Raw genomic sequence first — 9,719 nt, forward strand, 5'->3', positions numbered from 1 at the left:
ACCGAAGGCATCGAAGCCAACCCGCTCCGCAAGCAGAACCTCCTCCACAAGCTCCCGGTAGCGGTGCTCATGCGTAAGCCCGACCGGGGTATCCCCCTCAGACATGAGGATGAAGTCCATACCGACCCTTCCGTCGAATGTTAGTGGGCGATAACGTAGGGCGAAGCCCAGCCCAGGTCAAGGCCCCCGAGGGATGGTGAACGTGTTAATTATGAGTAACGTGTGTAAGCCTCGACTGCGGGCCTCTCTCCATCCGCCGAGTAGTGACGCATCCGCGAGGTACGGGTCGAGCAGGCACAGGAGGAGGAGTGACCACACATGAGCGAGTTGCGGATTGAGCGTTTGACCTCGCCTGACATCGCGAGTGCCATCGCGAGCGGTATGCGTACGGCGGTCTTGCCGCTGGGCGCCACGGAGCAGCACGGTGCGCACCTGCCGATGTCGGTCGACAGTGATCACGCCGATCGACTGGGTGTTCTTGTCGCCGAGCGGCTTGGCGACGCGCTCGTGCTACCGACGGTGCGGATCGGCTGTTCGTCGCACCACCTCGGCTTCGCCGGAACGCTCTCCCTGCGGGCCGAGACGCTCGAAGCGATCTGCGCCGACTGCTGTGCGAGCCTCGCCGGGCACGGCTTCCGCAGGGTGCTGATCTTCTCGGCGCATATCGGCAACTACCCGGTGCTCGGTGACATCGAGCCGAAGCTCGCCGCGCGGCTTCCCTCCGGCCTGGATGTCATCGCGTTCGCAGACTCGGCAGCGGTCCTCCGCGCATGGCGCGACGCCGCTCAACGCGTCGCCGGCCTCGCCGACCACGTCGGAGGCCATGCCGATGTCGCCGAAAGTTCGATCATGCTAGCCGTGCGGCCGGACGCGGTGAGGAACGATCGCGCCGCCGCAGGTTTCACCGGGTCCATGGATGACGCGTTGCTGGCCCGCGTATTCACTGACGGTGTCAAGGCGGTCGCACCCAGCGGGGTGCTCGGTGATCCGCGCGGCATGTCGTCCGAGCTGGGCTTCGCCTGTCTGACCGCGGTGGCCGACCTGCTCGCGGAACACGCAAGGGCACGTTATCGACCGCTCACCTAGACTAGACTCTACGTGTGTCGAGCTCACCTTCCCCCCGTACCGCGTCTCCCCGCGCCACCCGTCGGCAGGTGCTGATCAAGGTCGCCGGAGAGTTGTTCAACGAGCGTGCCTTCGATGCGGTCACCACTGAGATGATCGGCGCGCGTGCCGGTGTGACCGGCCCCGCGCTCTACCGGCACTTCCCGAGTAAGCAGGCGTTGCTGATCGCGGTGCTCGAGGATCCGCTCAACGAACTGCTGGTTCATGCCCGCAAGACGGCAGCCGAGGTGACGGATCCCCGCAAGGCACTCGAGGAGATGATCGATTACCACGTCAAACGCAGTCTCCAGAACGTTCCGTCCACGCTGGTGTTCCTGAAGAACGAACACAACGTCCCGGAAGACGAGCGCCATCGCATGCGGCGCATGATGCGCCTCTACGCCGAAGAGTGGAGCGGACTGGTCACCCGGCTGCGGCCCGACCTGTCAGACGCGCAGACCCGCGTTCTCACACACGCCGTCTTCTCGATGATCAACGCGGTGCCCCAGTTCAACAGCGGCCTCGATCCCGACATCGTCGCGACGACCATCCGCACCGCCGCGATCAACGCGCTACTCGTCCCCGCGGACGCGATCTGACAGGAGTGGGGGTCTTCAAGGACGCGGCTCGTAGCCGCTGACCTGATCCAGGCCGGGTTGGTGACCGTGAGGTGACCCGGCGCTTCGGGATGACCCGGATGTCGGCGAACCGCTGGCGGCGAGCGTCGGCTCCACGTCGTTGGCGGCGGTCCAGGGTGGACCTCGGCGTGGCAGGGTGTCACATGAAACCTATCGGGCCCGGCTTGTCAGCTCTGGTGGATCCGCGGAGAGGCTGTGCGATGGATCTGATGAATTTTGAACCGATCCGGACGCATCCGCAGCTGTTGCTTGATCGTGCGCGCTCCGACCCCGACATTGTCGCGCTGCGCCACTGGCGCGATGGGGTTGTGCACGCGATCACATGGCGGACGTACCGAGATCGAGTACGCGAGATCGCGCTCGGCCTTGTCGACCACGGCGTGCGGCACGGCGATCGCGTCGCGGTGATGAGCAGCGCACGCCCCGAATGGGCCTTCGCCGCACTGGCCGTGCAGAGTGTCGGCGGCGTGGTGGTGGGCGTCTACCCGACCAACTCGCCCGCCGAGATCGAGCAGATCCTGGCGCACAGCGAGGCAGTGGCCTTTATGGGCGAGGCAACCACGGAGCTCGACAAGGTGGCGGAGATCGCGGCCCGCACACCCAAGCTGCGGCTCGTCGTCGGCATGGACACCACCCCGCCGGCGCTGCCTGGGGCAATCACTGGGACAACGTGGGAGGAGTTGCGCACAGAGGGAGCGCGGCATCCGAGCGTCGTATCCGACCGTCTGGTCGAGATGGTCGCTGCCACGGCACTCGACGACCCCGCCGTTCTCTTCTACACGTCGGGCTCCACAGGAGCTCCGAAAGGCGTCACACACTCGCACCGTACGCTTCAGCACTCGGTCCAGACCGTCGTCGGCCTCTATCCGGAGCTCGACAGCCGTGAGCTGGACATCGTCGGTTTCCTGCCGCTGGCCCACGTGGCGCCGGCGCTGCTGCTGATCTTCACTCCGCTGCTCTCCCGTCTCGTGGTGACGTACTGCCGCATCGAGGACTACGAGGACGCGTTGCGCACCGTGCGACCGACGGCGCTGCTGTGGCCCCCGCGCTTCTACGAGAAGGTCGCCGGCGAGCTGATCGCACGAACGCGGGCTTGGCCCCGGGTGCGCCGGTACGCCTACAAAGGCGCGATGTGGGTCGGTCGCCGAATGGCCGAGCGCCGTTGGTCCGGTGGTCATCCCTCGGTATTGCTGCGGATCGCATACACCGCAGTGCTTCACCGTGTCTTCCTGCCGTTGCGGGCAAGCGTCGGATTGGACCGCCTTCGCGTCGCTTTCACCGCCTCTGCCGCGATGCCCGAGAACGTCATCGCGCTGTGGCAGATCTGGGGGCTGGATCTCCGCGAATGCTATGGCCTCACCGAAACAGCCGGCTGCCCCGTTGCTCATTTCGACCAGACGTTTCCGCGCCCGGGATATATTGGTCGAAAATTCTCGGACCCACGCTTCCAGGTCGAGGTCGCACACGATGGTGAAATGCTGGTCCGCGCACCATTGCTGTTTCGCGAATACTGGCGCAACCCCAAGGAGACAGATGCCGTTCTGCAGGACGGTTGGTTCCGTACCGGCGACCTGATTGAGCGTACCGCGCACGGTGAGATCCGCCTCATCGGTCGAAAGAAGGACGTGATCATCACCAGCGGCGGCAAAACGATCAATCCGCAGCCGATCGAAACCCGGCTGAAGGAGAGCTCGCTGATCAGCGAAGCAATCGTCGTGGGCGACGCGCGCAAGTGCCTCACCGTGCTGCTCGAGCCGAGCACACAGGCCAAGGCGCTGACTACGACGGCGCTGTCCGAACGCCTGCGAGCCGAGCTCGGGCGAGTCAACACGGACCTCGCACGCGCACAACAGTTGAAGGACTTCCGTGTGCTGCCTCGGCCCCTCGAGGCCGAACGCGGCGAGCGGACCGCGAATGGCAAGGTCAAGCGGAACGCGGTAGTGAATTCATTCGCTACGCTGATCGACGAAATGTACGGCGGGAATGACGACACAGTGATCGCGAACCACCTACGGCCGCGGTCGCATTAGCGAAGAACCTTGATGAGTTGGCCGTGGCTCCTACATCTGCTGACGCGCATACAGCAATGAGTGGACTCATGCAGCTCCCGATCTGACACGACAACAGCTCCGAGCAGCGCAAGCCGGCACCGCGGCGCAGACCCGGTGAGCGCGCTACAGGCACGACAACCACAGATCATCTCCGGCTTCTGCCCTGGCCCGAGCAGTTCGGTTACCCGGACCGCTCTGCGGCTTGAGTCGTTCGGCAATGCTGACTTAATTCCATTCTTGCGCGCCACTCCCAGACCATGTCTCTTCTGCATCCATACTTGTGGAATTTGAATTAGTCCAGTCGTATCAGTGCATTGCGCGTCTGTGTACGACGGGTCAGAGTCAGCACATGCGAAGTGCATCGAGTGTGTGCGTACGCAATTCCTGCTGACCCACGAGGTATGGCATGCGATCGGCGGCGCTCCATCAATGCGCCCCATCATCCGATGGCCATCCCGCAGTCGTCGAATCAGCAGTCACCGACGAGGTAGCCCTGACGGCTGCGCCGCTCGAATCCAGAGAGATTGGGGCTTCAGCCCCCTGAGGCAGCATCGGGCACCGGCGACTGTCGACCTCGCCACAGTGCCTCGGAGCCTGACCCGACGGCAGGGTCCAGTCAGGACCCACCCCCCTGATCGCGCCGAGCAACGTGACGGCGTCGACCTCGCGCGGCGAGGGCGGCCGAACGGCGCATCTCCCATCCTGGTGTGACAAGGAGAGTCAATGACGACGGCACAACATTCCGAAAAGACGATCAGCTTGAGGTCCGCCCGGCGTGCATCGCTGGCGGGCGGCGTCGGGACACTGATCGAGTACTACGACTTCAGTGTCTATGGGTTTCTGACGCTCACCATCGGACCGTTGTTCTTCCCCAGCGACAATCCGACGGTCTCAACCCTGTCCGCGCTCGCGGTGTTCGCGTCGTCCTACCTCATCCGTCCGCTCGGTGGCTGGTTCTTCAGTCGCCTCGGCGACCGCCGCGGCCGCCGGACAGCCCTCGTCGCGACGATCGTGATGATGGGCGCGGCGTGCGGCGTGATGGGCCTGCTGCCCACCTACGGACAGATTGGAGTCGCCGGGACGATCGCAATCATCGTTGTGCGACTCGCCCAAGGGTTCGCTGCCGGTGGTGAGATCGGTGGCGCTGCCACCTACATCGCCGAGCTGGCGCCGCCCGGCAAGCGGGGCTTCTACGGATCGACGGTTTCCATGGGGTCTACTCTCGGGTTCGCCGTGGCCGCCGGCGTCGTAGGGCTGGTCCGGCTGCTGGTTCCGGCCGACCAGATGGCAACGTGGGGCTGGCGGATTCCGTTCCTCCTCTCGCTGGTCCTCACTGTGGTGTGTCTGCAGGCTCGGCTGCGGGTCGAGGAGTCGCCTCAATTCCAAGAACTGAAGGAGAAGGCCGCGATCGTGCGCAGCCCGATGCTGGCCGCTCTGCGTAGCCACCCGCTGTCGGTTGCCCGTGTGGCGGGCCTGGCTATCGCGTTCAACGGCACCGGCTACTTCGGCGTTGCCTACTTCGCCATCTTCCTGCAGGAGGAAGGATTCTCCGCCACAGGCGTCGCCTGGACATCAGCGTTGTGCATCGCCCTGGCCACCTTCACCTACCCATGGGCGGGCAAGTTGACGGATCGCTACGACCGCAAGCCCATCCTGCTGGCGTCCTACATCATCTTCGCCGTCATCGCTTGGCCGGTCTTCGCACTCCTCATCGCAGCAACCAACCTCTGGGCCGTCGGAGCCGTCTATCTGGTCTTCATGTTCTTCACCGGGTGGGCGCAGGTGCCTACGTGGCCGTTGGCCACGGAGCTGTTTCCGGCAAGCGTGCGCTACTCAGGCATCGCGATCGGCTACAACTTGGGCGTGATCATCGGCGGCATCACGCCACTCGTCGCCGCTGCCCTCGTGGCCGGTACCGGAAGCAGAACCAGCCCCGTCTACTGGATCCTCGCCGTAACGCTCATCGGAGTGATCACCGTCGCGCGACTGCCGAAGACCGCGTCGAAGCCGCTACCCGCCTAAGCGGACGGCCAGGTCCACGATCTCCTGCAACGCTGTGCGGAAGCCGCCCGGGTGCAGGAGATCGTCGAGCCTGCGAATACCACAACCGCGGCGAATCAGCCCGCATGCCGACCGCGCGCTGTCCGCGGGCGGGCTGTACTCCTCCGTCCGACTTCCTTTCCCGTCGTACTCACTGCACCGACAACCGGTTGAGAACTCTCTGGTGAGGTGAGGCTGCCGATCCACCCGAGGAAGAGTGCCGCTGGCACGGACACCATGCCCGCGTTGTAGTACGGATACCAGTTGAAACTCAACTCCGGCCATAGTGAGTTCTTGGTACCGGTGACGACGGGTGAGGAGACCGTGAGCACGATGGACAGCAGCAGTCCCCCGTAGACGGACCAGAGAAGCCCCCGGCGATTGAACTTGGGCCAGAAGAACGTGTAGATCAGCGCCGGGAATACACCCGACGCCGCAACGCCGAGAGCGAAGATGACCAGGGACTCGACCGGGTACCGGCTGATGGCTGTGGACAGCGACAGGCTCACGGCGACCAGGACGACGAGGGCCAGACGCAGTACTCGCGCTTCTCCGGTTCGGGTGCGCGGGTCCTTGCCCTGAGCGAACACATCACGCGCGAAGGTGACAGCGGCAGCGAAGGCCACACTTGACACGGTCGTGAGCGCGGCGAGGAAGGCCACGGACGCCATGGCCGTGATGAGCGCAACGCGCGCCACTGAGCCGTGCGGGAGTACTTCCGAAGCCAGCAGAATCGGGGACCCCTGCCCAACGTCGTCAACCGCTCGGATGACGTCGCCTCCCACCACGGCCGCGGCCGCGAAGCCCGCCGCGCTCAGGAGGACGACAAAGGCAGCACCCAGTCCCGAGGCAATGCTCATGGATCGGCGTGCCGAGCGCCCGGTGCGGGAGGCACTCACACGCAGGATCAGGTTCGGCAGCACGGCCGTACCGAGGATAACGACGATGTGTTCGCCGATCGCGTTGAGTGATCCGAGGTTCGCGGTGCGCGGCCAGAGTCCGGGGCTCAGATATCCGTTCGGCGACATGCTCTTCTCCGCCGCCGCGGAGAGCAGATACCCGGGGTTCCACTCGAATCTGCTGAGGGCCAGCAGCGTGATCAGCGAAAGCATGATCAGGGTGACGACCACCTTGACGACCTGCATGAAACTGGTGCCCCGCAGATCTGCCACGACGGCGAAGAAGCCGACGAGAAGCCCCATCAGCACCGTGCAGACCACTTGGGTTCCATGGTTCGACCGGCCGATCAGGAGGGCCACGCTGATGCCGGTAGCCCGCAGTTGGACCATGAGAAGGGGAATGGTGATCGCAAGTGTCACCAGAGCCGCGGCAGTCCGCGACGCGCGCCCGACAGCACGCAGGGAGAAGATGTCACCGAGAGTGTAAAGTCCGCTGTCGCGTATTTTTTGAGCAAGGAGCAGCAGTACACCGAGGGCGAGCATGAGGTCGATGGCGATGCTGAACCCGTCGTAGCCGTACAGAGCGATAAACCCGGACGTCACCAACAAGGTGACGACCGTGATCTGCTCGCCCGCCATGGCGAACCCGTTGAAGACCGGAGAGAGTGACCGATCCGCGATGTAGAGCCTTTCCGGCTCGTGTTCCTGACTCGAGGCAAGCGTGAAAAGCCACAGCAGAGACAGCCCGATGAATACCAGGAAGGCGACGATCACGGGGCCTCTGGCGTCTGAACCGATCGGGTCGAGTACACCTGCGCCCACGATGTGCACGGTCACCGCTTCACCGCCAGGGATCATCGACGGGGGACGCACCCGACGTCTCGGCCTGGGGTATGCCGGAGGTCCGGGGCCGCTCGACGGGATCACAGGCTGTGCATCGCGTCTCGTACACCCACACGGTGGCGGCGAAGAGGCCGCATTGCAGGATGCCCCAGACGAGGCCGAGAGTGACGTGCCCGTACACATGAACTGCGGGAACGGCGGTCAGCAAGGACAGCGCGATGCCGACGACAAGAGGGACAGCGTTGGCGGCGACGAATGCACGCCGGGCACGACGCGTGGTTCCGCGGAGACTTTCACCGTGTCGCGGTCGGAGGGCATCGAGCGATGGGTCCGGTGCCGGCGGGTGATCCGGTGAGGGCGAGGAGAAGACGGGGCGCACGGAAACCTTCCGGGCTTCGAGGGCGGGTGACTCGGCCGACGCGTATGGGTGCCTCGGACACGCGGCTTGTTCCGGCGCGCGAAAGGTCGAGGATCTGGCCGACGGCCGGGGAGGGACACGAACAGGAATCTCATGGGCATCAGATGGCGTCTCGGTCCGGGGCATGGCGGAGGCCGACCCGCTACCGGACTGACCGCTACCGCGGCCCGTAGATCACTACGGTGTTGCCCCATGGGTCCCGGGCCACGGCCCGGACCTCGTGCGGGCCCTGCTCGGGCTCCCGGACGACGGATCCGCCGCCTTGTACGAGGGCGGTGAGCGCCGAGGTCACGTCGGGGACCTTGAACGACGCCGCGGGCACCCCACCGGTGACGTCCTCGGCAGGGCCGGTCAGGGCCAACGTGGTACCGCCGGCGTCGAGGGCGGCGTAGCGGTCGCCGTCGACGAACTTCGTGGCCAGGCCGAAGGTGTCGGCGTAGAAGCGCACGGCGGCGTCGATGTCGGCCACTGGGTGCAGCACGTTTCCGATCTTCACGAGGTCGACCTCCACGGAATCACTCACCGGACGGCCCCGCAGTACGGTCCGAGCGGAGGGTTCCACCACACCGCGCGCCGCGCGTGGATGAACCACTCGTGCGATCCACCGGAGCTGACGAGCCGGGTCCGATGTCAGTCATGTAACGCTCTGCCCGAGGTGGAGGAAATCACCGCGGTACCACATCACCGGCTTGCCGCTGCCTACGCGCGCGTCGTGTACACGACCGATGAGAATGACGTGATCTCCGCCGGGGATGGCTTGCTCCAGCTCGCAGCGGATGACCGCCGCGGCGTCGGGCAGTATCGGGTGTCCGCCCTCGTCGGACTCGAAGCTTCCGTGTGCGAACTTGTCCTCGCCCTTCGTGGCGAACCTCATGGCCAACTTCGCATGCGTGGGCGTCACGATGTTCACGACGAACCGCTCAGCCGCTATAAAAGCTGGGAAGCAGTCCGCTCCTTGGTCCAGGCACACCAGAACAAGTGGTGGATCGAGCGACAGCGCCGCGAAGGAACTCGCGGTGAACCCATGCGGGGTGCCCCCGGCACTTCGGGTCGTCACGATCGTCACGCCGGCAGGGAATTGAGCCAATGCCGAACGGAAGGCAGCCGCGTCCAGCCCCTGGACTTGATCAGCCATTCCACACCTCGCGGACAGCTCGGACGGCGGGGTCGTGGTAGCCGCCGAAGGCATCAACGTCGACGTGCGCCGCGAGTGGCGCCTCCTCGACCGGCCCTCGGTAACGGTGCTCACGTGCGAGCCCGGTCGGGATGTCCCCCTCAGTCATGACGATGACGTCCATGTCGATCCTTCCTCAAATGTTATTGACGAATAACATATGACGTGGCTTGGGTGCGGTCAAGCCCCCGTATGGAGAGGTGAATCCGTTAGTGCGCAGTAACGAAGCGGGAGTCGCGTCAGTCCGCGGCCGCCTGTGTGGCTGTCGGTCGCGATGTGACCGGGGTCGCTCTGGTCGCGGCCCCTCCCGTGCGCGCCCGGTCGACCTCTGTTGTTATCGCAAGGTAACGCCCGTCGCTCTTCCTGGGGCCTTGACCTGGGTTGGGCTACGCCCTACGTTATCGCCCACTAACATTCGACGGAAGGGTCGGTATGGACTTCATCCTCATGTCTGAGGGGGACACCCCGGTCGGGCTTACGCATGAGCACCGCTACCGGGAGCTGGTGGAGGAGGTTCTGCTTGCGGAGCGGGTTGGCTTCGATGCCTTCGGC

Annotated in this window: 8 protein-coding genes; 4 read left to right on the plus strand and 4 right to left on the minus strand. The window is 65.0% G+C overall.

The genetic code is table 11. The annotated features are described in order from the left end of the window. The first annotated feature begins 318 nt into the window (after positions 1 to 318). The 4 genes from JK364_RS53480 to JK364_RS53495 all read left to right on the plus strand — a co-directional run bounded on the left by JK364_RS53480 (position 319) and on the right by JK364_RS53495 (position 5,815). A complete protein-coding gene (locus JK364_RS53480; RefSeq protein WP_037965923.1) occupies positions 319 to 1,086 on the plus strand; it encodes a creatininase family protein in 768 nt (255 codons plus the stop codon). 68 nt (positions 1,087 to 1,154) lie between these two features. Beyond that, positions 1,155 to 1,703 (plus strand): TetR/AcrR family transcriptional regulator, encoded by a 549-nt coding sequence (locus tag JK364_RS53485; RefSeq protein WP_020867436.1) that lies wholly within the window; start codon positions 1,155 to 1,157, stop codon positions 1,701 to 1,703. Between the two features lie 239 nt (positions 1,704 to 1,942). Further along, positions 1,943 to 3,772, plus strand: a complete 1,830-nt coding sequence (locus JK364_RS53490; protein WP_201858731.1) for an AMP-dependent synthetase/ligase — start codon at positions 1,943 to 1,945, stop codon at positions 3,770 to 3,772. A gap of 744 nt (positions 3,773 to 4,516) precedes the next feature. Beyond that, positions 4,517 to 5,815, plus strand: a complete 1,299-nt coding sequence (locus JK364_RS53495) for an MFS transporter (protein ID WP_201858732.1) — start codon at positions 4,517 to 4,519, stop codon at positions 5,813 to 5,815. 95 nt (positions 5,816 to 5,910) lie between these two features. Here JK364_RS53495 and JK364_RS53500 read toward each other — a convergent pair whose 3' ends face one another. From JK364_RS53500 to JK364_RS53515, 4 genes are all read right to left on the minus strand, one after another. Next, entirely contained in the window at positions 5,911 to 7,569 is a 1,659-nt protein-coding gene (locus tag JK364_RS53500; RefSeq protein ID WP_307841717.1) for a sodium:solute symporter family transporter, read from the minus strand. A 581-nt stretch (positions 7,570 to 8,150) separates the two neighbouring features. Continuing rightward, on the minus strand, positions 8,151 to 8,516 hold the full coding sequence (locus JK364_RS53505) for a VOC family protein (protein WP_051574088.1): 366 nt from the start codon (positions 8,514 to 8,516) through the stop codon (positions 8,151 to 8,153). A 111-nt stretch (positions 8,517 to 8,627) separates the two neighbouring features. Beyond that, positions 8,628 to 9,128 (minus strand): flavin reductase family protein, encoded by a 501-nt coding sequence (locus JK364_RS53510; RefSeq protein WP_201858734.1) that lies wholly within the window; start codon positions 9,126 to 9,128, stop codon positions 8,628 to 8,630. Further along, positions 9,121 to 9,291: a hypothetical protein gene (locus JK364_RS53515; protein ID WP_020867429.1), complete on the minus strand. Its 171-nt coding sequence runs from the start codon at positions 9,289 to 9,291 to the stop codon at positions 9,121 to 9,123. Before JK364_RS53515 ends, JK364_RS53510 begins: the two co-directional genes overlap by 8 nt. Positions 9,292 to 9,719 lie beyond the last annotated feature (428 nt).

Source organism: Streptomyces endocoffeicus (assembly GCF_016741935.1).
Classification (GTDB): Bacteria; Actinomycetota; Actinomycetes; order Streptomycetales; family Streptomycetaceae; genus Streptomyces; species Streptomyces endocoffeicus.

Excerpts from the sequence above, each read along its gene's own strand:
- JK364_RS53480 (WP_037965923.1), top strand. The coding sequence starts at position 319 with ATGAGCGAGTTGCGGATTGAGCGTTTGACCTCGCCTGACATCGCGAGT.
- JK364_RS53490 (WP_201858731.1), top strand. The coding sequence starts at position 1,943 with ATGGATCTGATGAATTTTGAACCGATCCGGACGCATCCGCAGCTGTTG.
- JK364_RS53495 (WP_201858732.1), top strand. The coding sequence starts at position 4,517 with ATGACGACGGCACAACATTCCGAAAAGACGATCAGCTTGAGGTCCGCC.
- JK364_RS53510 (WP_201858734.1), bottom strand. The coding sequence starts at position 9,128 with ATGGCTGATCAAGTCCAGGGGCTGGACGCGGCTGCCTTCCGTTCGGCA.
- JK364_RS53515 (WP_020867429.1), bottom strand. The coding sequence starts at position 9,291 with ATGGACGTCATCGTCATGACTGAGGGGGACATCCCGACCGGGCTCGCA.